Source organism: Bradyrhizobium sp. WYCCWR 13022 (assembly GCF_030435535.1).
In the GTDB taxonomy this organism is placed as follows: domain Bacteria; phylum Pseudomonadota; class Alphaproteobacteria; order Rhizobiales; family Xanthobacteraceae; genus Bradyrhizobium.
In genome coordinates this window covers 107177-131588 of the sequence record NZ_JAUIZJ010000031.1, presented here as the reverse complement: position 1 = coordinate 131588, position 24412 = coordinate 107177, and the positions used below count along the sequence as shown (strand labels likewise).

Sequence of the window (24412 nt, the reverse complement as noted above, 5' to 3'; positions counted from 1 at the left end):
ATCTAGGTTGAGGCTCATAACAAAAGGCGGACAGGGATATGCCTCAAATCTGGATGACTTATGACGAACTCGCGACGCTCAGCGGTTGTAATGCCTCTGAGGCCAGGGTGCTGGCGCTGCATCTGTCGCTCGATCGCCGCAAGAGCCGCGATGGAAACACCCGCGTCAAGCTGGACTTCGCGCTGATGAGCCGGTTTTTCGAGACCATTCGCGAAGGCGAATTCGGCCTTGATGACGCGATCACTGCGCTCCGGGACACCCACCGGCAGATGTCCGGTGGCTTCGGCTCACATCGGGAGAGCATCCGGCGCGGGGTAGCGTAAGGTCGCCGCTCCGGCAGCGGTCGTTTCCGTTCGAATCAGGCATAATCAACCATCCGGAATTTGGCGGGCCCCCTGGTGTTTCACACCGGAACGGGTTGAAACCAAGGGGATCCGGGTGGGGAGGTTGCCATGATGAGAGCCGTGTGCCTGGCGGGTGCGTTGGTTGTTGCGCTCCCGCCTCTTTTCGTGACGGCGGCCAGAGCCGAAGTCGTCAAGCTACAGGCGGAACTCAAGGGCAGCAACGAAGTGCCGCCCAATGCGAGTTCCGGCTCCGGCAAAGCCGAGGCGACGTTCGACACCGATACGAAGGTCCTGACCTATACGGTGACCTACACGGGTCTGACCGGCCCCGCGCTCGGCGCTCATTTTCACGGACCGGGCGAAGCGGGCAAGAATGCCGGCATCGCGCTGCCGTTCAAGTCGGCGCAAAGCCCGATCCAGGGCACCGCAACTCTCACCGAGGCGCAGGCTGCCGATCTGTTGGCCGGCAAATGGTACGCGAACATCCACACCGCGGCCAATCCAGGTGGCGAACTGCGCGGGCAGATGGCAAAGTAGTCTGTCGGACGAAGCTGCCTGTCGCACCCGCGATCCGAACTGACAGCGTGCGCGTCAGGACGGGGGCCTGGGCAGGAAAGCCAGGATGGTCTGGGCGAGGGTGACGCCGAGGATGCCACCGGCGGCTTTTTGCAGCACGTCGATGAACCGCGGATCGCGATCAGGCACCACCGTCTGCAACAGTTCGAGCCCGACGGCGACGGCGATGACGAACGCGCAAGCCAGCCTGAAGCGTCCCGGCAGAAGGAACGACAGCAGGAAGCCCAACAGGCAATAGGCGCTGAATCGCTCGATGACGACGACCCAATAGGCCTCGGCGTGGCCCAGCAGCACCGGCCTGCCCGCAAGCGTCGCAAGCGTGGCATAGACGATCAGCGCGAGGCAGACGGCTGCGGCTGCGATGAGATGATTCTGTCGCATTGCAATATCATAGCCGGTCGCCATGTGTGCCGCTCGCGAAAGCGCGGAATATCGTTAAGGCTCGCTGATCGCCGATCGTATCGTCATGAACTGTGGTTCGCGCCGGGACATGTTCGGAAACGGTCGTCGACGAGCCGTCCAAATTCGGGCCAGCCGCGTCCCTCAGGCGACCAGCGCCGTGTCACCGACCGACATCGCGGCCGCGGTCCCATCTCGCCGCGATGCCATCAATTCGCTGAATTTCGCAAAGGGCAGGGGCGCTGCGACGAGGTAACCCTGGCCTTCTTCTACGCCGCATGAAATCAGCGCGCGGACCTGCTCCTCGGTTTCGACGCCTTCCGCAACCACGCTCATGTGGAAGTCCCTGGCGAGTGCGACCAGCATCTCCACGATGGTCGTCGTCGAGGCGTCCACCGTGATGGTGTCGACGAAGAACTTGTCGATCTTGATCGTGTTGGCGCCCAGTCCCTTCAGCCGCGACAGCCCGCTATGGCCGACGCCGACGTCGTCGATCGCGACGCGAAAGCCGTAGTCGCGCAGCTCGCTTACCACGGCCGCGGCGCGCGCGAGATCGTCGAGCTCGTCGCGCTCGGTCACCTCGATCACGATCTGCCGCGCCGAAACCCGTGCCGCAGTGACGGTGCCGCGCAGCGTTTCGACGAAACCTGCGCCGAGGATGTGCCTCGGTACGACGTTGAACGAGAGCTTGAAATCCTTGTCGGCCTTGAGATGCGGCTGCAGCTCGTCCAGCGCGCGGCGGAGCAACTGCCAGGTCATGGCTTCGATCCGGCCACTGGATTCAGCCAGCGGAATGAAGTTCATCGGCGGCACCACCGTGCCATCCTCTCGCAACCAGCGCGCCAGGATCTCGCAGCCCCTGATCTCACCGGTGCGCAGATCGAAGATCGGCTGGAAGTAAGGCCTGAATTCACCGCGCGCCAGCGCACGATCGAGATCTGCGACGGGCCCCTCCATGCGCCGCGTGCGCGACAGCAGGACGCCGAACAGTACGCCGAGCGCAAGCGCGACCGTCATCACCGGCCAGTAGGCCTCGTTGTCCCATGTCGCCAGCACCGACCTGTCGATGCGGATGACCGCGCGCAGCGGATAGCGCGTCGAGCTTTTTTCGAAGTCGATCGAATGAGGCAGCGCCTTATCGGCCTCGAGCGCGAACGCGCCGAGCCTTGCGCCGTTGGTCAGTGCGAGCAGAACTTCGCCATGCGCGCGCAGCTCGGCAGGCATGATGTCGAACAGGCTGGCATTGATGCCGAGAATGGCGACCAGCGCCTTCTTGTCGTCGATGTCCCTGAGCACACCGAGCGCGTCGCCGCCGAACTGCTCGACGCGGAACAGCATCAGCTTCGAATCGTGCGAGGCAAGCATGTCCGCGCGATCGACCCAGCCCTTGTCGAATTCGAGCGTCTCGGAATAGGCGGAGCAGATCACCGAACCGTCGGAATTGACGAGGCGGACGTCCTTCACGGCGGAGCGCTGATAGACGTGCAGGCGGATCGCCTGGAGCGCGGCGGGGTCGCAGGTTGCGAGGCCGCGGCCGGCGAGTTCGTCGAGGCTTGCCACCGCGAAGTCGACGGCGAGTTCCGACCGGCGCAACACGACTTCGGTCAGCTGGTCGAGCTGGCGTATCTGCTGATCATGGATGAAGCGCGTTGCCGCAATGTGACCGGCAAGGGCGAACGCAGTCATGCCCGCGAGTACGAGCGCCGCCAGTGACAGTTTCGGCCGTGCTGCTTTCATCCGGCCCGCGGAGGCTAAGAAAGGACGACCCGGACGATAGCCTTAGGGGGCTAAGATAAGGTTTAAGTCGGCCGCCGGCCTCCAGGGCTCGAGCTTGCGGACGGATCGAGCCGGGTTCGAAAGTATGGTTAGCGGCGCGGACGCGGCGTTCGTCCAAGCCCTGCACAGTCGATGGCTGCTTGCACGACTTTCGGATGTCTGACGGGACGCCGCCGGCCGTTAACCCTTCTTGCTGGCCTTCGACCTGAGCGACAGACCGAGGCGCAGGGCCATGCGCTTGATGGCATCGGGCGATCGCCCGAGTTGCTTCGCTGCTTCTTCCAGCGACATGGAAGACTTGGCCAACTCCATGAGCCGGCGGTCTTCCTTGAACGACCAGGGCTTCCGCGCCATAACCGAAATGTTCCTCTTCGCGTCAACACGACGACAAAGCCGCCAAGCGGACCCATGTTCGCTCGACGGCTTTGCTTGGGTGGGGCCGAGCCTTGGGGCAGGCTCGGTGCAATGATGGATAGGCGATCGGCGAGACTTCGCAACAAACAACGCGGATTAAGCTAACCGCTCAACCTTACCGCGATGAAATCGGCTTGTGAGACTCCGTATAACCACGGGAGTCGCGGCGGACTCCGGCAGCCGCAGTCAAAGAGTTTCGCCGCTCATCCGCGAGGCCATGATGGAATCACCGACCGCGACCACACATCGTTGCGTGCGTTCGACCCGTTGCGCGGCGGCGGAAAATGTCGGGCCGGTTCTGATCATGCGGCGCATGCCACGCGCCCGACAAATTCTCAAAAATCACGGGGGTTCGAATCACGCTGAGATCGCCACGCGATGTGAGCGTAGTCGTCGCGATCTGAAGATCGCCCTGATTGCAACACACGAGTGCTTCGTCGCTCGTGAGCGGCATTGAATTGTTCTCGATCGTGTCGTCACGAGATCGTCGAATTCATCCAGCTATGTTCGCTCAGGACAACGAAACAATCAGAAGACCGGGATGCTTCAGAAAGCGCGATCGGCGTTCCCTCTCACGAAGATCAGGGAGCGGGCATTCGAGGGTGCATTTTTCAGCGTGGTGATGATCGCGATGGCAGGGTGGGTGTACTTCGTCACGCTGTTGCTGACGAGATTGTTTCTCTGGTTCTTCGGTTGACGAGCCGACGAGCGATCACTTCGAACGCAAAGTGATGCCCAAAAATTCCCAGGGGCTGACAAGAAAATCAGCGCCGCTCATCATGATGTGGTCACAACTCGAAGATGAGAATGTCGCGTCGCGAAGACAATACGTCCGGCAAGCTGGAAGAATTCCGAATGATGGTAGCTGCGATCCTGATCTCGATCCTCTCCGGCTTTGGTGCCGGCTATGCGATGCGCGCGTGGCGGTCACGCCGGCGCAGGGTGCGCCACCCGCTCTATCAGCCTTACGATCCAGCCATGCCCCAGCCGGGCGTTTCGCTGGCGAGGGCGAGACGTGCATTCTGATGGTTTGCAACTTGGCCTGTCTTCGTTGATGAGCCTTGTCGTGTCGCTGGATTGAGGGCTGTGGCCGATGGCGTGGCTGGTCTTGACCGTTCCGTTCCCAGACGCATCGCTCTGTCCGGATCCGCGGCGATCGTCTGGATGCGCCGAGTGTTCCATGGAACACGGGAAGGGACCGCGTCATGACTAGCCTGTCCAACAACGCACCGCGTCGATATTTCGTGGATACGGTGGGCCGGCGCGTCCTGATCGGACTGACGTTGGAGGAAACCTTCGAGTTCGAGCGGCTCGACAGCGAACAGGTGTCTGCGCAAGAGGGCAGACAGTCCGGCAACGGTCGCGGTTGGGCGCCGGTCGCCGGTGAGCAGCGCTGGCTGGAACTCTACGAGAAGCACGAGGGCGCCTGGAAGGCGTGGATGGCTCAAAGCCGGATGGAGCTCAGGCCCTGACCTGACGATTGGGAGCTGCGTCGTCCAGGCCCATCGCCGGCACGAATGCGCCGGCGGAGCACGATGCACATGATGTCGCGAGGTCGATCCGGCCAGCTAGCCGAGGCCGATGCGCTTCTGCTGATATCCGCGATCGAGGATGGCCTGCCACCAGTCGCTGCTGTCGAGGAACCAGCGAACCGTCTTGGCCAGGCCGCTTTCGAAATTCTCGTCGGCGCGCCATCCGAGCTCGCGTTCGAGCTTCGACGCGTCGATGGCGTAGCGGCGATCGTGACCGGGACGGTCGGTGACAAACGAAATCAGGCTGCGCCGCGAGCCCGCCGTGGGCGGTGACATCTCGTCCAGCAGGTCGCAAATGCTTTCCACGACGTGCAAATTGGTGCGCTCGTTTCGGCCGCCCACATTGTACGTCTCGCCGATCGCACCGCGCTCGAGCACGAGCGTGAGCGCCTTGGCATGGTCCTCGACGTAGAGCCAGTCGCGGATGTTCTGCCCGTCGCCGTAAACCGGCAGCGGTTCTCCTGCGAGCCCCTTGATGATGATGTGGGGAATGAGCTTCTCGGGAAAGTGATAGGGCCCGTAATTGTTCGAGCAGTTCGTCACCATCGTCGGAAGGTCGTAGGTCTCGCGCCAGGCGCGGACCAGATGATCGGACGACGCCTTGCTCGCCGAATAGGGCGAGTTCGGGGAATAGGACGTGGTCTCGGTGAAATAGCCGTCCTTGCCGAGCGACCCGAATACCTCGTCGGTGGAGATGTGTAGGAAGCGGAACCGCGCACGGCGGTCAGAGGACAGAGTCCTCCAGTATCGCAGCGCTTCCTGCAGCAGCGTGAAGGTGCCGACGATGTTGGTCTGGACGAATTCGCCGGGGCCGTCGATCGAGCGATCGACATGGCTTTCGGCCGCCAGATTCATCACGGCGACGGGCTGGTACTTCTCGAACAGCTTGCGAAGCGACGCCGCCTCGCAAATGCATTGCTTCTCGAATGCATAGCGCGGGTTCGTCCGGGCGTCGGGGATCGAGTCGAGATTCGCCGCATAAGTCAGCTTGTCGATGTTGACGACGCGCGCTTGCGTGTCGCGCAGAAGATGACGGACGACGGCGGAGCCGATGAAGCCCGCACCGCCCGTGACGAATATCGTTGAGCCTTCGAAACGCATGAATGATTTGCCTCAGTCTTGAGCGGCGAAGGAGCGGGCCACCGATTGCAGATACTGGCCGTAGCTGCTCTTGGCGGTCTTCTCGGCGACCTTCGTGAAGTCTTCGAGAGAGATGTAACCGCGTCGCAAGGCGATTTCCTCGGGGCAGGCGATGCGCAGGCCCTGGCGCTGCTCGAGGATTTGAACGAAATGGCTGGCTTCGACCAGCGAGGCGTGTGTGCCGGTGTCGAGCCAGGCGAACCCGCGCCCGAGCACTTCGACGAACAGATCGCCGCGTGCGAGGTAGGCGTTGTTCACGTCGGTGATCTCGATTTCGCCCCGCGCGGACGGTTTGATCTCCGCTGCGATGTCGACCACGCTGTTGTCGTAGAAATAGAGCCCGGTTACCGCCACATTCGACTTCGGCTGCTTGGGCTTCTCTTCGATCGAGCGGGCACGCCCGTCACCGTCGAGTTCGATCACGCCGTATTGCTCGGGTGAATTGACGACATAGCCGAAGATCGTGGCGCCGCTCTTGCGTGCCGCGGCCTTGGCGAGCATTTCCGGAAGTCCGTGGCCGTAGAAGATGTTGTCTCCGAGAACCAGGGCGACGGAATCCGATCCGACGAACTCGCGGCCAACGATGAATGCATCCGCAAGACCGCGCGGCGTTTCCTGCGTGGCGTAGGAGAAGTTGACCCCGATCTCCGCTCCATCGCCGAGCAGGCGCTGGAACAACGGCTTGTCCTGCGGCGTCGAGATGATGAGAATGTCGCGAATGCCAGCGAGCATCAGTGTCGACAGTGGATAGTAGATCATCGGTTTGTCGAAAACCGGCAACAACTGCTTCGACACGACTGTCGTGACGGGATACAGGCGCGAGCCTGTTCCGCCAGCGAGTATAATTCCCTTCATAGGTCCCTCTGGTTTACCGCCTCGAAAATATCAGATAGTGTGCGCCGCACAAGATTGTTGTGTGCGCAGAGCTGAAGTCGCTGGAATGAACGTTATCAAGACAGATCTACCCGAGGTTCTGATCATCGAGCCGAAGCTTTTTGGTGATCAACGCGGCTTTTTCTTGGAGACCTATCAGTTCGAGCGCTACGCGCAGAGCGGGGTTGCGCGGCCATTCGTTCAAGACAATCTGTCACGCTCGCGTCATGGAGTGCTGCGCGGGCTGCATCTGCAAAATCCCGGCACGCAGGGCAAGCTCGTCACGGCGCTCCGCGGTCGGGTTCTCGATGTTGCAGTCGATGTCCGCGTCGGCAGCCCAAATTTTGGGCGCCACGTTGCCGTCGAATTGAGTGAGGACAATCGCCGGCAATTGTGGGTTCCTCGTGGCTTCGCTCATGGCTTCGCCGTTCTCTCCGAGACGGCTGATTTCTTCTACAAATGCGATGCGCTTTACAGCCCGAAAGACGAGATCTCGGTTCGGTGGAACGATCCGGCGATCGGCATCGACTGGGGTCTCGCCGAGCCCTCGCTTTCGCCGAAGGATGCCGACGCGCCCTTGCTCGCGGATGTGAAGAATCTCCCGCGATACGGAGAGATTTGACATGAAGATTCTTCTGACGGGAACCGCGGGCCAGGTGGGCGGAGCTCTGCTCCCGATGCTTCAGGGGCGCGCCGATATCGTTGCGCCTGAGCTGGAGCAGTTCGACCTGTCGCGGCCGGATGAGCTTGCCGGCAAGCTGGATTCGATCGAGCCCGACCTGATCATCAATCCCGCCGCCTATACCGCCGTCGATCGCGCGGAAGACGAGCGAGATCTCGCATTTCGCATCAATGCGGAAGCTCCCAGGGCGATTGCCCAATGGGCCGCGCCCCGTGGTGTACCGCTGGTGCACTTCTCGACGGATTACGTCTTTGACGGCTCCGGCGATCGTCCCTGGCGCGAGGACAGCATACCGGCGCCTCTTTCGGTTTACGGCCAAAGCAAGCTCGCGGGCGATCGGGCGATTGCCGAGGCCGGGGCCCTGCATGTGATCGCACGCACGTCGTGGGTGTATGCTGCGTCAGGCGCGAATTTCCTCAAGACGATCGTGCGGCTCGCCGGAGAACGCGAGCAGCTCCGCATCGTCGCCGACCAGATCGGCGCGCCGACGACAGCGAATGCGATTTCACAAGCGGTGGTTGCAATGCTGCCGCAGAGCGACGACGATCTTCACGAGACGTTCGAGCAGCGAGGCGGTGTCGTCAATCTGGTCTGCAAGGGCGAGACCAGCTGGCATGGTTTTGCAACCGCAATCGTTTCCGGCCTGGAAGCGAGAGGAGCCAAATTCGCCGTGAAGGAAATTGTTCCGATCCGTTCGAATGAATTTCCCGTCAAGGCGAAGCGGCCGTTCAATTCCCGTCTTGATCTCACGCGGCTGCGTGAGCGGTTCGGCATTACGCCGCCGAGCTGGCAGCAGGCGCTCGATCGCGAGCTGGATGCCCTCAAGGCGACGTTCTGAACGCCGGTTCACAGGCGCGCGGCCGGGCACAACGTTGCATGGCCTTTAGGCTTTGTTAACCATCCAGGGCCCATTTTCCGGTCTGGCGCCTCGAACCGGAAATGCACGCATGTTTCAGCTCTTCTTGCGGGCCCGAACTCACAATTTCCTGAAGGATCGCTTCGGCGGAGAGCAGGCGTTTCGCGCGCGCTCGCCCGAGCGCGACGCCGAGACCGATCGTACGCGCATCGAAGCCATCATGGTGGCGATTGACGAGGCTTTGCACGCCGCGGAGCGCGAGCAATCCGGCCTGAACCGCCGGGTGGAGGACGTGCTGGCGCGCGCGGCCGTGACCATCGGCAACGGCAATGACGAATATCTGGAGCGCGAGGCGCTGGACAATCACCACCAGGATCTGTTCGACAAGGAGATCCTGAACGGCCAGCGCAGGCTCAAGGAGCTCGGCGCTTCGATCGCCCATTTCAAGTTCCTGAAGGCAGCGATGCTCAGCCGGTTCCCGGAATACCGGCCGCCGGCGAGCCAGACCAACTGAACGCTCCGCGCGCACCAGACCCTTGTTTCGACACGTGTTCTTGACGTGAACCTCAATTCACGTCGCTCGCAAACACGCTAGATCGCGAGCATGCTGTTGCCCTGGATCGACAGCAGCGTGAGGTTGCCCGTCGCATATGCCCCAGTGTCGATATTGGCCCGATTCTCGAGCAACTCGGCCTGGCGTACGGGCGTGTGGCCGTGGACGACGTACTTGCCAAAGCGCTTCTTGCTCTGAAGAAATTCGTCCCTGATCCACAGCAGATCCTGCTCACGCTGCTCAGACAGCGGGATTCCGGGGCGAACGCCCGCATGTACGAAGAAAAAATCGCCGCAGGTGAATGTCGGCCGCAACTGACGCAGGAACGCGATGTGCTGCGGCGGCATCACGGACGTGAGCTCGCGCACGACATCGGACTGTTCGTCCTTGCTGAGATCGGGCTGCGCCGAGACTCCATAGGACATCAGGGTCTGGATTCCGCCGAACTGAAACCAGTCGGTCGTGCGCGATGGATCGTCCAGCACGGAGGTGAAATAGGCCTCATGGTTGCCCTTGAGAAAGACCGTGTTGCGGCGGCGGCTGCGGTCGATCAGGAGGTCGAGAGTGTGACGCGAATCCGGTCCGCGATCGATGTAGTCCCCGAGAAAGACCTCGATCGCCCGATAAGGCCGGCTGTTCGCCATATCGGCATCGATGACGGCGAACATCTGTTCAAGCAGATGCGCGCAGCCGTGGATGTCGCTGAGGGCGTAAATCCGCACGCCGTTCGGCAGCTTCGGCCGGGGCGCGTTTTGAGTCGGGGGCGTGACCATGGGGTCCAACTCTTGGAGAGAGCTTGGCCCGAGATGTCAATATGCTATCGACCAATTCGGGTCAGCATGAATGGCTTTTTTTCGTGCATGTCGTGTGAACGCCCATTCGCGCGACCGTGGTGTCACCCGCGCGGCTTGACGAGGCGTTGATTTGCCGCGCGCCGTGTCAGCCGAAGCTGCGGCTGTCGAGCGACGGTGCAGCCTTGGTGCGATACGTCGCCGCGCGGGCGCGGACCAGCATCGCGCCGCAGAGATAGCCGAGCTGGAGCACCGTCGCAAACACCAGGATCGTAACGACCGTGTGAGCTGCTCCCTGGCCCTGCCAGGCCGAGATCGCGCCGATCATTGATGCACCGAGAACGATGGCCGGAGGCAGGATGAAAATCCGGAATCGGCCACCCAGCAACGACCCGATCAGCAGGCTAAAGACAGCGACGGTACTCACGGCACAACTCCCCCGAAACTGTCACGAGTGTTAAGGGGGGCGACCTAAGGGCGGCTTAAGCAACAGGGTTGAGCAATCGTTCAAATACACGCGCGATGATTTGTAAAATTTGCGCGACCTGACGCAAAACATGGCGCTGTGCTCAGTTGGATGTCACGCTTGTGACAGCACTTTGAGCATGCGCGTGCACGCGCGTCGTATTGCAGAAAATCGATTTGATTTTTTCGTTGCAGTGCCGCAATGTTGCTTTGTTTGGTTAAGACATTGCCCAAGACACATCGAGTATTTGAATCGATCTCCTTGCAATTCTGGATTGCGAGTGCGTGACGAGGCAGCGAGGATCGGATGGCTGTAGCGACTTATGGTTCGGAAAACTATTATCCGGTTGTATCGAGCCGCCGCGGCGCTCTCCAAAGACCTCTCCAGATCGCTCTGATCGCGAGCGACTTCCTCGCGCTTCTGCTCAGCTACTTCGCGGCGAACGGCCTGTATCGTCTGCTGGTCGCCGAGCAGGACTCATCCGTCGGCGCTGGTCTCGTCGTGGCGGCGGTGTTCGTGATGATCTCGTATTTTCAGGGCATCTATGATCATCATCGCCTCCTGAATACGCTCTGGCAGCTCCGCAAGACGTTGGCGATCTGGATCATCTCGCTGACCATTCTCGCGGTCGAGGCATTCCTGCTCAAATCTTCCGCGGATCTGTCGCGGGGCACTACGCTGCTGTTTGCGGCGACTGGCGGAGTTGCCCTGGGAGGGCTCCGCGTGCTGTGGCGCATCGCCTTGAACTCGAGCTATGCGAAGGGCCGCCTGGTCGACAGGAAGGTCGTGCTTCTCAGTCTCAAGCCGCTCGACTTCACGTCGAGCCGCTTCAAGGATCTCCGCAAACACGGTTTCAATGTCGTGCGGCACTTCGTGCTCGAGCCGTCCGAGGATGGTGCGGGATGGGACCGCGAGATCCGCGATGTGGTGCGGCAGGCGCGGACCGCAGATGCGGAAGAGTATCTCCTGGTCATCGACTGGGATGAAATGCCTCTGCTCCAGAAGCTCAGTCAGCACCTGCGCGTGGTTCCGCAGCCGATCCGGCTCTTGCCGGACTTTCCGATCGCCGACCTGGTCTCGCGCCCGTTCCAGCCCGTCAGTGGTACTGTCGCGATCGAGATTCAACGTGCGCCGCTGACCGTGTTCGAGCGCGCGCAGAAACGTTGCCTCGATATCGGTCTCGCCTCGTTCGCGCTGTTGCTGCTGGCGCCACTGCTGGTGACGGCCGCGATCATGATCAGGCTCGACTCGATGGGGAACATCATCTTCAAGCAGTCTCGGCGTGGGTTCAACGGCAAGCCGTTCGAGATCTGGAAGTTTCGCTCGATGACTGTGGCGGAGAACGGCCACACCGTCACGCAGGCGACCAAGAGCGACGCCCGAGTCACGCGCGTTGGACGCGTGCTGCGCCGGACCAGCATCGATGAGCTGCCGCAGCTCTGGAATGTTCTGCGCGGTGAGATGTCCCTGGTCGGGCCGCGGCCGCATGCGCTGGCCCACGATAACTACTACGATCCGATGATCAGCAACTACGTTTACCGACACCATATGAAGCCGGGCCTGACGGGTTGGGCTCAGGTCAATGGTTTTCGCGGTGAAACGCCGACCATCGACTTGATGGAAAAGCGCGTCGAGTACGATGTCTGGTACGTCAGTAACTGGAGCATCTGGCTCGATATCAAGATCATCTTCAAGACTGCCTTGGCGCTGGTCCACCAGGAAGCATATTGACGGATGCGTCTGATTTGAGCGCCTATTGGGTGCCGAGCCAAGCATCCCCTTAGGACTGCCATGAAGGGCGACGGGGGCCGTACCCGACGCTCCGTATTGTGTCGTGATGGCGTGCTTGGCTGTGCGAAAGGTCTCCAGAGACGTGAGATGTTGGAACGAGGACGTCAACGAACGATCTTCGCCTTCAGATCGATTGGCGCAGTGGTCGGCAACGTAATGACGACGGGCGTGGCTCCGATTTGTACCGTCCTTGAGGTCGTCTTCTGTTGGCACAATGGGGTGTATTCCGATTCTGTGCCGCCTGGAAATTCGAGGGTTGCCGAGATCTTCTCTTGCGACGTCCAGGCAATGAGCCGCTTTCCTGCGGAGGTCGTTGCCTCGATGACCGACAATTCGGGGAGGGGGCGCTCGAACCGCATCGCGCTTGCGCTCTTGATGATGCCGATCGCCTCACGGGTCAAACACGCGGCCGGCTTCGGCGCATACGCAAAATCGTAGAGGCCAAAGTTGTCCTCCAGGGCGGCCGGATCAGGGCCCTGATCCTTCATTTCGTAGACCCAGGCCCCCTTCAACCAAGGTGTAGCGGCCGTCCAGAGCAGGAATTGCGCGATATTGTTTGCCGCTGCCTGCGTCGAGATCGGACACATCTTCGAAGCCGTGGGCCAGCCTACTTCGGTCACGTAGATCGGAATGTTCGATCCGGCCGAATCGAGCAATTGGCGGAGGTTGCTGATCTGTCGGATCGCAGCCTCTGCAGTTCGGTTGGACACATCGCGCTCGCAATGATTGTAGAGGTGGACGGACAAGCCGCTGGCCCCCTCCAGCGCGCCGGAACGCACCAGCGCCATCGTCCATTTCCAATCGGGATCCATCCCGACCGCGCCGATCAAGACCTGCGCTTTCGGGGCTACGGCGCGTATCCGTGCGAGCGCCTCCTTCGCGAGGGCGGAATAGTGGCTCGCCGCGCGCGGATCGCTCGGATCACCTTCGCCGACCAGGAACGGACGCCCCTGCACGGCGTTCATATTCCATTCGTTCCAGATCTCGTAGATTGGATTTCGCTTGGCGGTCGTCAGCACGGCCTTCGCCGCAAAGTCGGCGAAGTTTTTTCGGCCGACATCGCTCAGAGGAGGTGCGCCGTCGGGAACGAGGGGATTGGGGTGACCTAGAATGAGCAGCGGCCTTGCCTGGGTCTGATCCAGGAAATCGAACAGTTTGAAGGGTTCGCGGGCGACTTGCGTTGTCGCATCGCCAATCGCCGGCCCGGCCCGAAACAGACTCCAAGCCAGATCGTCCCTGACTGAATCGAAGGCGTCGGAGCGCAATATCTGCGCAGACTTTTGCGGGGAATAGCCATACTCTCCGCCTATCCCAAAGTGCACGCCGACGCCGATGATCGGGCGATCGGGACGTTCGGCCAGCGGCTGGCTGCCAATCGAGAAGGATGTCGTTTCATTGGCAGCATAGATTTTGCCGAAGAGCAGGCCTACTGCGATGATCGCAAGTGCCAACCCTCTTTTTGCCGCTTTGGCCATCTTCATCTCTATTGTGTCAGGTAACGAACGTAGATGCGAATTCTCATCGTTTCAGCTTTCTTTCCGCCCTTTATCCAGGGTGGAGCTGAACTTTCCGCGCGCAATCTGGCTGCATGGCTCCATGCGAACGGTCATGAGGTCGCCATCCTGACCACGTCACCGTCCCCGACGGACGAGGTGAGGGGGACGATCGTTGACGGACTCAAAGTCTGGCGCATTCACATGCCTCGGCCGTATCAGGTGTTTGAAGCTGCACAAAAAGCCGGTTTACAGAAATCAATCTGGCATCTTCAAGACCATTTTGATCCTCGCAACGACCGGGTCATGCGTCAGGTCCTCGACGAATTTGTTCCCGACGTCGTCAACATTCACGTCCTGCAGGGCATCGGCTGGAATACCCTTCGCGTGATCGGTGCCCGCAACATTCCCGTCGTCTTGACGCTTCACGACCTCAGCCTCGCTTGCGTGAAGATGGCGATGTTCAAGTCCGGCCGGGAGTGCGAGCGCCTATGCCCACCTTGCGCGTTTTCGTCGAGAGCGAAGCTCGCCTTTCTCCGCTCGGTCCCGCGGCTGGGATTCGTGTCGCCTTCGCTCGCGATTCTTCGCAGGCTGGCGGCGTTTCAACCGATTCAGGCCTGGCCTCAGGCTCATATCCTCAATCCCAATAAATCACCGCACCCGACCGTCGAGAAAGGTGCATCGAAGACTGTCCGTTTCCTGTATGTCGGACGTCTGCATGAATCGAAAGGGCTGTACGTTCTCCTTAAGGCCCTCGAGCCGTTGTCGGCACGCCACGAGTTCATGCTGACGCTGGTGGGCACGGGCCCCAGCGAAGACGATCTCAAGCGGCGCTTTGGCCATCATCGCTGGATCGAATTCGCAGGGCATGTGTCGGTGCAGGAAGTCGCCAATCGCATGGCTCAAAGCGACCTCCTTTTCGTGCCGTCCATATGGTTCGAAAACTCGCCAGGAGTGATCATCGAAGCGCTCGGACAGGGCCTTCCCGTCATGGGAAGCAACGCCGGCGGAATACCTGAACTCGTGATGCACGAGAAAAATGGTATCCTTGTGGAGGCTGGCGATGTAAGAGCCTGGGGTGCGGCGATCGAAAGCGTTCTCGATCATCCGGAGCGCCTCGAGGCGTACAAGGACAGCGCCGGCGCGGCCATGCAAGAGTTCAATCAGGACACTTTGGGGCGGCGGGTCGTTGCCTTCTACGAGAGCGTGAGGGCGCAGCCTGCATGAATTCTTCCTCGATGGAACAGCCGGCCCCCGACGCAACGAGCCGGTACAGACAGGACGACTACGCCGTCGACAATCCGGATTGGCACGAGGAAGATGCGCCGTGGAAGGCCGCGCATATCCGCACGATTCTCGATCGCAACCGCCTCCAGTGGCGGACGCTCGCCGACATCGGCTGCGGGACGGGTGCCATCGTCGAAATCCTGTCCAGGCAATATCCGCAATCGAGATTCGAAGGCTTTGAGGTCTCGCCCTACGCTCACGAACTGTCCCTCAAACGAGCGTCGGACAATCTGGGCTTCAGCATGGAGGATGCGTTTCAGAGCGGCAAGCAATTCGATCTGGCGATGGCGATCGACGTGGCGGAACATGTCGAGAATCCCTTCGAATTCCTCCGGGCGATGGGAAGGATGTCGCGTTGGCAAGTCATCCATGTGCCGCTCGACATGAGCGCCCTAGCAGTCGGCCGCGGCTGGGTGCTGCCGGCTGCCCGTCGCACGCTGGGGCATATCCACTATTTCTCGCGGGACAGCGCGCTGTCCCTGATTGCGGAATCGGGCCTGGAGACGATCGACTCTTTCTACACAGCCTGGGCGATCGATCAGTCGTACAAGACCTGGAAGAAGCGGTTGGCTGCATGGCCGCGACGCCTGGCGTTTCTCGCTGCCCCCGACGCCACGGTCCGGCTCGTCGGCGGATGGTCTCTCATGGTTCTGAGCCGCTCGAAGCTGCCGTAGACCCTGCGAAGCCGCAACCCGCATGCCTGATGTTTTCATAAACGGTCGCTTTCTGTCGCAGCCCGTCAGCGGTGTCCAGCGATTTGCCGCGGAGATTGTCAAGGCGATCGATCAACTGATTGACCGGCAGCAATTGCCTGAGCGCCTCGCTGGTGCGACCTGGACGCTCCTTGCGCCGCCGAATGCGGAGGATCGCCTTTCGCTGAAGCACATCCGCATCGCGAAGATCGGAAAGCGGACGGGGCACGCCTGGGACCAGATCGATCTGGCTTCGGCCGCGCGGAGCGGCACGCTCATCAGCCTCGCCAATTCCGGGCCCGTGCTGCATCGTCGGCATCATATCGTGCTTCACGACGCGCAGGTCTTTCGGCATCCCGAGTTCTTCAGCCGCAGCTATGGGCAATTTCACCGTTGTCTCGGATGGCTTTACGCCAGCACCGCGCGCATCATGACGGTGTCGCATTTCTCGCAACGGGAGCTCTCCGAAGTCCTGAAGATTCCGGCCCGCGACATCGCCGTTTGCTCGAACAGCGCCGAGCATCTTGCAGGCATTCCGGTTGACGATGCGATCTTGCGGAGGCTCAACCTGGTGCCGGGTCGATATTTTCTGGCGATCGGCTCCAACAAGCGAAACAAGAACATCGACCTCGTCACCCGGGCTATAAGATCTCTCCCCAGCGATTACCCCCTGGTGATCGTGGGCGCCGCCAACGAGCGGGTTTTCGGTCGCAGCGATGCAACTGGCGATGATCGTGTGATCCCCGCGGGGCATATCTCGGACGCGTCCATGGCGGCCTTGTATCGCCATGCAACCGCGCTGATCTTCCCAAGCCTGTACGAGGGGTTTGGCGTGCCTCCGCTGGAGGCCATGGTGTTCGGGTGTCCCGTGATCGTGTCGGATATCGCGGTGTTGCGCGAGGTATGCGGAGATGCGGCCGAGTATTGCAGCCCGACTGATCCCGAAAATCTGGCTCGTCTGATGCGGGAGCGGATCGGGAAGGGAGCGCTGTCTGACGCCGAAATCATGCGTCAGGCAACGCAGAGATCGCGGTATACGTGGATCTCTTCCGCGCTGGCGATGGTCAACTCGATCTAGTCCGACGAGGGCGCTGGCACGTTACGGTCGGCAATATCCCGAGATGCGCCTTGAAGGCCCGACGCGATCGTCGTGGTCCCGGTGGAGAGGAACAGCCGCTGCATCCAGGCGGCCTTCATCAGAGGGGCTTCAATCAGGCGATGGAAAACGATGGCCGCCATCTGACAGATCGCGATGATGGTCACAAAATACAGAGCGCGCGGCGCCGCGATCGTTGCGTTGAGCTTGACCGCGATCTTCGCAAGCAGCGAGATCAGCGGATAATGAATGAGATAGAGCGCGTACGACGCGGCCCCGGCCTCCTCCAACGGAGCGATTTTCCGGTTGAGGGACGGCATGGAGCACGCGCCGTGGATAATTCCTGCTGCGCCGAGCCCAAATAAGAGGAGTTCGCCGTTTGGAGGAATCTGTTTCGACATCGCGAAGTAGAAGGTGACAGCGAAAACGATCAGCCCTGCGAGGAGAAAGTAGGGGCCACCGGCAGAATGTCCACGTATGTAGAGCCATGCGATGCCGACCCCGCATAGAAACAGCACGTGATTGTTGTTGAAGATGAAGTCGATCAGCCAGCCCTTGTCGCCGAACAGGGCGAGGGGGAGGCCGATGAAGCCCCATGTCACCAGAAGCCAGAACCCGATCTTCCTGTTCCAGAGAAAGCACGCGAACAGGGCGTAAAAGAGGATTTCGTGGCGAAGCGTCCACTCCGTAGCCAGGATCACCTCTTCCTTCACCGGCAAGATCAGGAGCGACAAGACGACGTCGGCGCTGTCCGGCACCCTCGTCGCAAAGCCGAGAAATGACAGGACGATCAGGGGAACGAGCACGATCCAAAGCGATGGATAGATGCGACGGAATCGCTTCATCAAGAAGCGGGCGACCATGCTCCCGTTGCCTTCGGAGTCGCGATGATGCGCCAGGTAGATGACGAAGCCGCTCAGAACAAAGAACAGCTGAACGCCCGAATGGCCGGCCTTGAACAACGGAAACGTGCTGACGCCGAAGTATTTCGGCAAGATCATGGTCACTTCGCAGTGGTAGGCGACCACGAGCAGCGCCGCGACGGCCCGGATCCAGTTCAGCTGCAAAAGCTGTCCCTGTCGCGGCACCGGAGCTTCTTTCTGCGGAAGTTGTGACGTCATGAAGGATCGCTTCCCCGGTCAAATGGCGGCGTGAAGAGGCCGACCACTCAATGCTGAGCCTTTCGCTTGACGATTTTGCCGACGCCCGGTGGCCGGAATAGCGGAACCGAAAATCGCGACCTGAAAAGAAGTAGGCTGTGAATGTGCGTCCGGCCGGCAAACGTAAGAGGACCGGCGGCGCTTGACCGCTGATGGTCATGCACCAGCTTGGCTCCCGGCATGCCCTTGATCTTGTGTCCCGCGCGCCAGAGGCGGGCACAGAGATCAACATCCTCCATGTACAGGAAATAGCTCTCGTCCATTCCCTCGATTTGCTCGAATGCGGAGCGTCGGACGACAAACCCGGTGCCCATGACCCATTCCGCGTCGAACGGCTCCCCGGTGTCCCAGGCGTCCATCATCAGATGCTTCTTGCCACGTTGCGGCACCATCGACCCGATCCAGTCCACGCGCCGGGCGAGGACGTCGAACACCGAGTAGAAGCGGCGAGCCGAATACTGCCGGCTGCCGTCGGGATTGACGAGGTCCATCCCGACCAGCGCGGTTTCGGGATGCCGCTCCATGTAGTCGACGACGGCCGCGACGCTGTTGAATTCGAAGTAAGTGTCCGGGTTGAGGATCAGAAGATAGTCGGCAGTCGTCTTCGCCACGCCCAGATTGACGCCGGCGCCAAACCCGCCGTTGCGGTCGGCGGCGATCGTCCTGATGTCGGGTAGAGCCTTGCGAATTTCCTCGAGCGAATTGTCTCCGGAACAATTGTCGACGACAAGCACGCCATCCCGATCCACCACGCGATGCTCCAGCATCGACTGTATGCAGCGGATGGTCAGTTGGGGAGTTCTGAAGTTGACGATGACCGCCTGGAGCTTACTCGGGCAGCTCATAGAGCGAAAATCCTGCGGCGTGAGAACTGTGGCAAATCGTCGATCCAGGCGGAACAATCCAGAGTGGATGGGCACATCATGCTGACGTTCCGGCAAATTGCGATGCCGGTCATCAGTGCTCTGCCTTCCATGGCTTCAGGTCACGGCTCATATCATAATTCCCTGGAACACCATGCAACAAACGCCGTCGCGAGGCGTCTCTTTTAGTGTCATCTTCTGCATGAATTTGATGCAGATCGTTCTTGCACGATCGCCTTTCGGTTTGGCGCGCATGTGCCATGTCGGCGGCGTCGGACAAATTGGGCGGGCGCGGGACATGATCACAACTTTTGAGCTTTGTCGGATCTGTCGGGGAAAGCGTTGACCGGAATCGAGATCGACAATGCTCCAAAGAATCGGACGGCTGCCTGTCGCGCGTCCGCATAAAGGCGCCGGGCGTGCGTCACGCACATCGAGGAAACGTCTCCTCTGTCCACGTTGCATTGATCGATGATGCGACCCATCAGGGCGCAGTCGTCGTTCGGAACGAAGGACAGGAGCCTGTCTCCCGAACGAATCCGCTCGGGAATGCAGCCGGTGCTCGAAGCCACGACGTCGCAGCCGCTGCTGTAGGATTCGAGCAAGACGAGAGGGTCGGCCTCGTCGAGCAGACGCGATGGAAGAACGAAGATGTCGATGGAGCGATAGAAGGCTGCTTTGTCCGGGCCGTAAACCGGCCCCAGATATGCAGCCTTGTCGGGGTGCCGCGCGCAAAATGCGAGAATCTCGTCCTTCAGGGAAGGGTCACGAACCGGACCAGCCAGCACCAAACGGAAATCGCTTCGAACCTGAAACATCCGATCGGCAAGCTCCATCAGGTAGACAATGCCCTTCTCGCGTGTGATCACGCTCAGGTGTCCCAGCGTGACCGGCCCCGAGCGTTCGGGCATACGGTCTAAGGGCTCGTAAAACAGGAAGGAATTGGGGAGCACCAGGCTCTGAGATTGTTGCGGGCCGCTCAGATAAAGCGCCGCATATCGTTCTCTCATTCCCTCCGATAGGAAAATATGGTGCTGGTACTTGCTGCCTACGCCCGCCAGCAGCCGTGCGGACAGCGCCGGAGACTGATTGATCGGCCGAAAGGAATGGTGGTGTACGTAGTGGTCGAGATGGCGAAGGCGCAGTGCTGCGATCGTGAGCAGAAATGCCCAGACGCCACCCTGGCCGGGCGGCGATGTATAGACGTCGTCTTCGCGCCGGGCGAAGAGCAGTATGATCAACGGCAGCAGCAGCGCGCCTGCAATTTTCTCTGATCTGGTTCCGCCCAGCGGCAGGCACGTCGGCACGCGATAGGGGCGCAAGAATTCCAACAGCGCCGTGTTGTAGACGGATTGCCCGTGCAGGGGAGGTGGCATCGGTCCGATGAACCACAGTCGAGCTGCGCCGCGCTTCTTCTTGCGCAGCTCTGAGATCAGTGTCTTGCAGTACAACAGCATCGGAACTCGCTTCAGGGCTCGGTCACGCGCTTCATTTCGTCCCTGGAGCGGGCAGTGCTCCCGTATCCACGGCTACGGTGATTTGAGCGCCTTGGTCAAATTCGTAGACGACGGGCTGCGCTCCCAGACTGGCAGGCTGGCTTGTCAGTATTGTGTCGCCGCACATCATGCGGGCGTGTGTCGCCGGGACGTCGAACCTGTAATTCGCGCGCTTGAAGGGGCCTGACGTCCAGAGCGCGACTGTTTGTCCCCTCGCCGTGATGGCCCGTAGCACGAAGACATCAGGGAACGGCTCGCGCAATTCCAGCAGCTTGGCCGATTTGACCAGGTCTACGGCCTCGCGCATGAAGCAGGCGGCGGGCTTCGGCTGATCGTCGAATGTGAAAAGGCCATAGTTGTTTTCGCGATCCACCGGATCCGGCCCGATATTCTTCAGTTCGTGCATCCACGCTCCCTTGAGCCATGGCAACGTGGCGCTCTGCAGGACGAAGTGGGCGAAATTGTAAGCGGAAACATCCAGCGGCATGCCGCAATTGCCTTGCGAGGTCGGCCAGCCGAACTCGGTGACATAAATGGGAGTCTGCTGACCATTTCTGATCGTTTTGAGCGCGTTCTGCAGCTTTTCCAGGCGAACGATCATCTCCTTGGCCGTTCGATCGGATACCAGTCTCGCGCATTGGTTGTAGAGGTGAACCGATAGGCCGTCGGCGTGATCGAGCGCGCCATACCGCGTGATGGCTTGTGCCCATACCCAGTCCGTGTCGTCGCCAACGGCACCCACGATCACGGTTGCATGAGGGTTTGCCTTCTTGATCGTATCGACTGCGGCTCGCGCAATGCGCGCATAATGAACCGCGGCTCGCGGATCACTCGCCTCGCCGGCGCCCTGCAAGCGCGGCATGCGAGGTCCCGTGCCGATGTACATATTCCATTCGTTCCATATTTCGTAGATCGGGTCGTACTGTCTTGTGGCGTCGACGACCGCCGCAAGATAGCGATCGAAATATTGCAGGCCTTCTTCGGAGACGGGAGGCACGCCGCCCGGAACCTGACTGTTGGCGCCACCGAGGTTGAGGAGCGGCTTGAACCGCGCCTGTGGAAGAAAGCTCATCAATCGCTCGGAGTAGACGAGAGACGGAGCTCCCGTCCCGAAATCGAACGATTGCCAGGGCAGATAGTCGCGGAAAGAGACCGCGCCGATGTCGTTCAGCTGCTTGATGCCCTGGGCAACCGAGTTGTAGCCGAGCGTGCGTCGCAAGCCATAGTGGATATTGGCACCATAGATTGGTCTGGGTGTCGTCGCAGGTGCATCCCGATGGGCAAAAACGACCATCTTCGTCTCTGCCATCACTGGTCGTGTAAGGAGGGGAACGAGGCTCATGATCGCCAAGGTCGCCGCAATGAACTTTGCGACGCAGGTGGTCCGAAATGTCATTTGAGATGTCGCTTCCACGTCACTGCGCCGGTCGGCCGCCAAAATTCACGATCCGATCCATGAATGCGGCATAGCGCTTGCCGATGAAATCCTGGTCGAATTCATTGGCGCGGCTCGTCGCGTTGCGCTGAAACTTGTTGAGGCGCTCGCGGTCCACGACCAGCAGCTTGAGGGCGCTGCTCCATGCAGCGATGTCTCCCGGCGCGACGAGCAGGCCCGTCTCGTCGTGTTGAACCAGCTCGGGGATGCCTCCGACCTCGCTGCCAATGACGGGGACGCCCATGCCGAGTGCCTGGATGACGACGCCGGGAGAATTTTCCAGCCATATGGACGGAATGCAGAGGACGTCGCTGCCGGCGATGCGATTGATCGCCTCCTGGAGCGGCACGTGTCCCGTGAATTCGATGCGCGGGCGATGACCGTATTTCTGCCGTAAAGTTTCCTCCTCCGCGCCGCCGCCGACGATCGTGAGAGAATAATCCAGATCGTGAATCATATCGGCGGCCTGTATCAGCATGTCGACGCCCTTGGCCGCGTGGAGACGCCCAACGTAGATGAAGCGCACCGTGGCGGATGCCGTCCTCGTCACCGACGGCGCCGGATACTTGTTCGCGTTCAGGATATGAGCGGTCGGATAGGCGTCGAGCGCCTGGAAGCGGGCATTGCGTTCCAGATTTGCGCGCGACGGCGCGCAAAACCCGATACGTCGAACCGAGCGGAAGTCGCTGCGCTTGAAGGCCGCCGATGCCTTGCACGGCGAACATTGTCGTTCGCAGGTCTTTCCGTCGCGAAACATGGTCAGGCGCACGCAGGACAGCGCGAGGTCAGGCATCACGTACATCACGGGAATGTCGCGCTTGCCGAGTTCGGAAAGCACATTGTGGCCGATCCCGGTGAGATAATGCACGTTGCAGAAATCAGGTCTGAATTCCTCGAGGACCTTGGCGACCGTGCTTCGGTTGCGCGGATCGAGGTGGTCCTGCAGATGCCAGATGGGTTTGAGATATTTTTGCTCGACCGCGCCTTGCGCGAAGATCGGGTATGGGCGCGGCATGTAGATGCTCCAGATTTTCATGCCGTCGACGATCTCGCCGAACTTCTCCTCCGAAGGCGATTTTGCTGCCGTGAGTACGCCGATTTCATGTCCCTGCTTCTGGAGCCAGGATGAGAGGTTGAATGCGGAAATTTCAGCACCGCCGAGCACGTTCGGAGGGAACATGGCCGAGACGACCAAAATGCGCATACTCTCAAGCTCCAAATGACCAGGAATCTGGCTCGTTTAGCCGCTGACACGGCGCGTTTTTATGACGCGCGCCAGCCATCTTGCAGTATCCAGGCCAAATACCCGGCATACATCCAAGTCAAAACGAAACCGCTGCAGCGAGGGCCGCGAACAACTCAAGAGATGTTGCAGTGATGGGCAGCGCTGCAAATTGCAGCGCTGCGTGCCGGTTTCATCCAGTGTGAACCGCGGTTATCGCGTCAGTGTCTGGATGTTCACGGCCGTATCGGTTCCGGCGATCATCAGACTGAAGAATTTGAGCAACTCGGTGCTCGGAGATTCCGATACGACGATGGCGTCATGGTCCCGGATCTGGAACGAGTCGGCAAAGAACATTCCGTCCGGCTTGCTCCAGTCGAAATTGTACACGGTCGGCACCAGTTCGCCCTTGAAGCGCTCGACATCGATGCCTGCCGACTTCAGGAGGTTTTTGGGCTCAAGCCGCAAGACGTAAACCGACGGTGAGTTTGCCCGGGTTCCATCCAGGCCGCCCGCCTTTGCGATCGCTTCGGCGAGGGTCATCGTGTCGTTTTCGAACGTGAACCTGCGATTGTTCGTTCCGCCGATGGAGCCGGGCGACGGTGTCGAGCCGAACACCATGAAAATCCGGGGTTCGCGCGACAGATAGACGACGTCTCCTGGCGCAAGGAAGGCGTCTTCCTCGGGATGCCGGACGATCGAGCTCATCGACTCGACGAAGGTTCGGCCTCCGCGCTTGATTCTGACCTTCGTTTCCCATGCAGGATTTTTCGGGCCGCCAGCGCGCGCGATTGCCCCGAGAACGCGAATGCCGCCTGGATCGACCGGGAACCGCAGCGGTGCATTGGCTTCGCCGAGGACGCTGATTTGATTTCCGCGCTGTTCGACGACCGAGACGACGGCCTGCGGATCGATGGCGCGGTTCTTGATGCGCTCTCGTATGATATCGCCGACGGCGCGGGCGGTGAGCCCGGCGACCTTGATTGAGCCCGCATACGGAATTGTGATGTTTCCGGACTGATCGACCTGCTGACGAGGTACGTCAACGAAGTTGCCCGGTCTTACGCTGGCTTCCCGGGGAATGAACAATCCGCCGGACTGCGCCTCGAAGATCGTTACAGCGACGATGTCGCCCACGCCGATCGTGATGTCCTTGTAGTTGCCGCCCGGCAACTTGCTGAACGAGCCGCCGCCGCGATCGCTGACGGAATTTGCCCACTTCAGGATCGCAGGATCGACGGCAAGCACGGCGTATGGGAGCGGAGGGCTCGGTGCCGTCGTCAGCGCTGCATTGGTAACGATCGCGGCGCTGTTGGGTGCATCTTGCGGCGTGATTCCTCCGCAGCCTGCAAGACAGAGGGTCGAGACAAGAAGCGCGGGTGATACTCTTAGAAATGACTGTAACAAAGCGCATCCTACTCTGAATTCCCGCCCAAATACTTCTTAGCAGGTGCGAGAATACGGACCAACGCTCG

27 protein-coding genes are annotated in these 24412 nt (G+C 60.6%); 12 read left to right on the top strand and 15 right to left on the bottom strand.

Going from position 1 to position 24412, the window contains the following annotated elements:
* Positions 1–38 precede the first annotated feature (38 nt).
* Together QY049_RS34030 and QY049_RS34025 are read left to right on the top strand one after the other, a co-directional pair.
* Positions 39–323 (top strand): hypothetical protein, encoded by a 285-nt coding sequence (locus QY049_RS34030; RefSeq protein WP_258762984.1) that lies wholly within the window; start codon positions 39–41, stop codon positions 321–323.
* A 129-nt stretch (positions 324–452) separates the two neighbouring features.
* A complete protein-coding gene (locus QY049_RS34025; protein WP_258762983.1) occupies positions 453–881 on the top strand; it encodes a CHRD domain-containing protein in 429 nt (142 codons plus the stop codon).
* A gap of 54 nt (positions 882–935) precedes the next feature.
* Here the strand turns inward: QY049_RS34025 and QY049_RS34020 are convergent, their stop codons facing one another.
* From QY049_RS34020 to QY049_RS34005, 4 genes are all read right to left on the bottom strand, one after another.
* The gene (locus QY049_RS34020) at positions 936–1301 is read right to left on the bottom strand and encodes a VanZ family protein (protein ID WP_258762982.1); all 366 of its coding nucleotides are present in this window, start codon (positions 1299–1301) and stop codon (positions 936–938) included.
* Between the two features lie 162 nt (positions 1302–1463).
* The gene (locus QY049_RS34015; protein WP_258762981.1) at positions 1464–3056 is read right to left on the bottom strand and encodes an EAL domain-containing protein; all 1593 of its coding nucleotides are present in this window, start codon (positions 3054–3056) and stop codon (positions 1464–1466) included.
* A gap of 219 nt (positions 3057–3275) precedes the next feature.
* The gene (locus tag QY049_RS34010; protein ID WP_194477481.1) at positions 3276–3449 is read right to left on the bottom strand and encodes a hypothetical protein; all 174 of its coding nucleotides are present in this window, start codon (positions 3447–3449) and stop codon (positions 3276–3278) included.
* A gap of 246 nt (positions 3450–3695) precedes the next feature.
* Complete coding sequence (locus tag QY049_RS34005; RefSeq protein ID WP_258762980.1) at positions 3696–3824, bottom strand: hypothetical protein; 129 nt, start codon at positions 3822–3824, stop codon at positions 3696–3698.
* Between the two features lie 226 nt (positions 3825–4050).
* Between QY049_RS34005 and QY049_RS34000 the strand changes: the two genes are divergently transcribed.
* The 3 genes from QY049_RS34000 to QY049_RS33990 all read left to right on the top strand — a co-directional run bounded on the left by QY049_RS34000 (position 4051) and on the right by QY049_RS33990 (position 4981).
* The gene (locus tag QY049_RS34000; RefSeq protein ID WP_194477480.1) at positions 4051–4206 is read left to right on the top strand and encodes a hypothetical protein; all 156 of its coding nucleotides are present in this window, start codon (positions 4051–4053) and stop codon (positions 4204–4206) included.
* 110 nt (positions 4207–4316) lie between these two features.
* The gene (locus QY049_RS33995; RefSeq protein ID WP_258762979.1) at positions 4317–4535 is read left to right on the top strand and encodes a hypothetical protein; all 219 of its coding nucleotides are present in this window, start codon (positions 4317–4319) and stop codon (positions 4533–4535) included.
* A gap of 179 nt (positions 4536–4714) precedes the next feature.
* Positions 4715–4981 carry a hypothetical protein gene (locus QY049_RS33990; RefSeq protein WP_258762978.1) on the top strand — a complete coding sequence of 89 codons (267 nt, stop codon included), beginning with the start codon at positions 4715–4717 and terminating at the stop codon, positions 4979–4981.
* A 96-nt stretch (positions 4982–5077) separates the two neighbouring features.
* Here the strand turns inward: QY049_RS33990 and rfbB are convergent, their stop codons facing one another.
* Entirely contained in the window at positions 5078–6142 is a 1065-nt protein-coding gene (gene rfbB, locus QY049_RS33985) for a dTDP-glucose 4,6-dehydratase (protein WP_258762977.1), read from the bottom strand.
* Between the two features lie 12 nt (positions 6143–6154).
* Positions 6155–7036, bottom strand: coding sequence for a glucose-1-phosphate thymidylyltransferase RfbA (gene rfbA / locus QY049_RS33980; protein WP_194477476.1), 882 nt, complete (start codon positions 7034–7036; stop codon positions 6155–6157).
* Between the two features lie 85 nt (positions 7037–7121).
* On the opposite strand from rfbA, the gene rfbC reads away from it, so the two are divergent.
* The 3 genes from rfbC to QY049_RS33965 all read left to right on the top strand — a co-directional run bounded on the left by rfbC (position 7122) and on the right by QY049_RS33965 (position 9106).
* The gene (gene rfbC, locus QY049_RS33975; protein ID WP_194482834.1) at positions 7122–7676 is read left to right on the top strand and encodes a dTDP-4-dehydrorhamnose 3,5-epimerase; all 555 of its coding nucleotides are present in this window, start codon (positions 7122–7124) and stop codon (positions 7674–7676) included.
* Position 7677: 1 nt separating this feature from the next.
* Entirely contained in the window at positions 7678–8574 is an 897-nt protein-coding gene (rfbD, locus tag QY049_RS33970) for a dTDP-4-dehydrorhamnose reductase (RefSeq protein WP_258762976.1), read from the top strand.
* Positions 8575–8683: 109 nt separating this feature from the next.
* On the top strand, positions 8684–9106 hold the full coding sequence (locus tag QY049_RS33965; RefSeq protein ID WP_194477474.1) for a hypothetical protein: 423 nt from the start codon (positions 8684–8686) through the stop codon (positions 9104–9106).
* A 77-nt stretch (positions 9107–9183) separates the two neighbouring features.
* Here the strand turns inward: QY049_RS33965 and QY049_RS33960 are convergent, their stop codons facing one another.
* Together QY049_RS33960 and QY049_RS33955 are read right to left on the bottom strand one after the other, a co-directional pair.
* The gene (locus tag QY049_RS33960; protein WP_258762975.1) at positions 9184–9918 is read right to left on the bottom strand and encodes a metallophosphoesterase family protein; all 735 of its coding nucleotides are present in this window, start codon (positions 9916–9918) and stop codon (positions 9184–9186) included.
* Positions 9919–10084: 166 nt separating this feature from the next.
* Positions 10085–10363, bottom strand: a complete 279-nt coding sequence (locus QY049_RS33955) for a hypothetical protein (RefSeq protein ID WP_258762974.1) — start codon at positions 10361–10363, stop codon at positions 10085–10087.
* A 345-nt stretch (positions 10364–10708) separates the two neighbouring features.
* Here QY049_RS33955 and QY049_RS33950 point away from each other — a divergent pair, with 345 nt between their 5' ends.
* Positions 10709–12133, top strand: a complete 1425-nt coding sequence (locus QY049_RS33950) for an undecaprenyl-phosphate glucose phosphotransferase (protein ID WP_246755605.1) — start codon at positions 10709–10711, stop codon at positions 12131–12133.
* Positions 12134–12297: 164 nt separating this feature from the next.
* Here the strand turns inward: QY049_RS33950 and QY049_RS33945 are convergent, their stop codons facing one another.
* A complete protein-coding gene (locus QY049_RS33945; RefSeq protein WP_258762973.1) occupies positions 12298–13668 on the bottom strand; it encodes a hypothetical protein in 1371 nt (456 codons plus the stop codon).
* A gap of 33 nt (positions 13669–13701) precedes the next feature.
* Here QY049_RS33945 and QY049_RS33940 point away from each other — a divergent pair, with 33 nt between their 5' ends.
* Genes QY049_RS33940 through QY049_RS33930 form a run of 3 tightly spaced genes read left to right on the top strand, consistent with a single transcriptional unit; the run spans position 13702 to position 16743 of the window.
* On the top strand, positions 13702–14913 hold the full coding sequence (locus QY049_RS33940; RefSeq protein WP_258762972.1) for a glycosyltransferase family 4 protein: 1212 nt from the start codon (positions 13702–13704) through the stop codon (positions 14911–14913).
* A complete protein-coding gene (locus QY049_RS33935) occupies positions 14910–15647 on the top strand; it encodes a bifunctional 2-polyprenyl-6-hydroxyphenol methylase/3-demethylubiquinol 3-O-methyltransferase UbiG (RefSeq protein ID WP_258762971.1) in 738 nt (245 codons plus the stop codon). The genes QY049_RS33940 and QY049_RS33935 overlap by 4 nt, the downstream gene beginning before the upstream one ends.
* Positions 15648–15669: 22 nt before the next feature.
* Positions 15670–16743, top strand: a complete 1074-nt coding sequence (locus QY049_RS33930) for a glycosyltransferase family 1 protein (protein WP_258762970.1) — start codon at positions 15670–15672, stop codon at positions 16741–16743.
* On the opposite strand, the gene QY049_RS33925 is transcribed toward QY049_RS33930, so the two are convergent.
* From QY049_RS33925 to QY049_RS33900, 6 genes are all read right to left on the bottom strand, one after another.
* The gene (locus tag QY049_RS33925) at positions 16740–17882 is read right to left on the bottom strand and encodes an acyltransferase (RefSeq protein ID WP_258762969.1); all 1143 of its coding nucleotides are present in this window, start codon (positions 17880–17882) and stop codon (positions 16740–16742) included. The genes QY049_RS33930 and QY049_RS33925 overlap by 4 nt on opposite strands.
* 47 nt (positions 17883–17929) lie before the next feature.
* Positions 17930–18862 carry a glycosyltransferase family 2 protein gene (locus QY049_RS33920; protein ID WP_258762968.1) on the bottom strand — a complete coding sequence of 311 codons (933 nt, stop codon included), beginning with the start codon at positions 18860–18862 and terminating at the stop codon, positions 17930–17932.
* A gap of 224 nt (positions 18863–19086) precedes the next feature.
* Positions 19087–20241 carry a glycosyltransferase family 4 protein gene (locus QY049_RS33915; protein WP_258762967.1) on the bottom strand — a complete coding sequence of 385 codons (1155 nt, stop codon included), beginning with the start codon at positions 20239–20241 and terminating at the stop codon, positions 19087–19089.
* Between the two features lie 31 nt (positions 20242–20272).
* Entirely contained in the window at positions 20273–21589 is a 1317-nt protein-coding gene (locus QY049_RS33910; RefSeq protein WP_301270421.1) for a cellulase family glycosylhydrolase, read from the bottom strand.
* 106 nt (positions 21590–21695) lie between these two features.
* Positions 21696–22919 carry a glycosyltransferase gene (locus QY049_RS33905; RefSeq protein WP_258762965.1) on the bottom strand — a complete coding sequence of 408 codons (1224 nt, stop codon included), beginning with the start codon at positions 22917–22919 and terminating at the stop codon, positions 21696–21698.
* A gap of 231 nt (positions 22920–23150) precedes the next feature.
* Positions 23151–24110, bottom strand: a complete 960-nt coding sequence (locus QY049_RS33900; RefSeq protein WP_246755604.1) for a polysaccharide biosynthesis/export family protein — start codon at positions 24108–24110, stop codon at positions 23151–23153.
* Positions 24111–24412 lie beyond the last annotated feature (302 nt).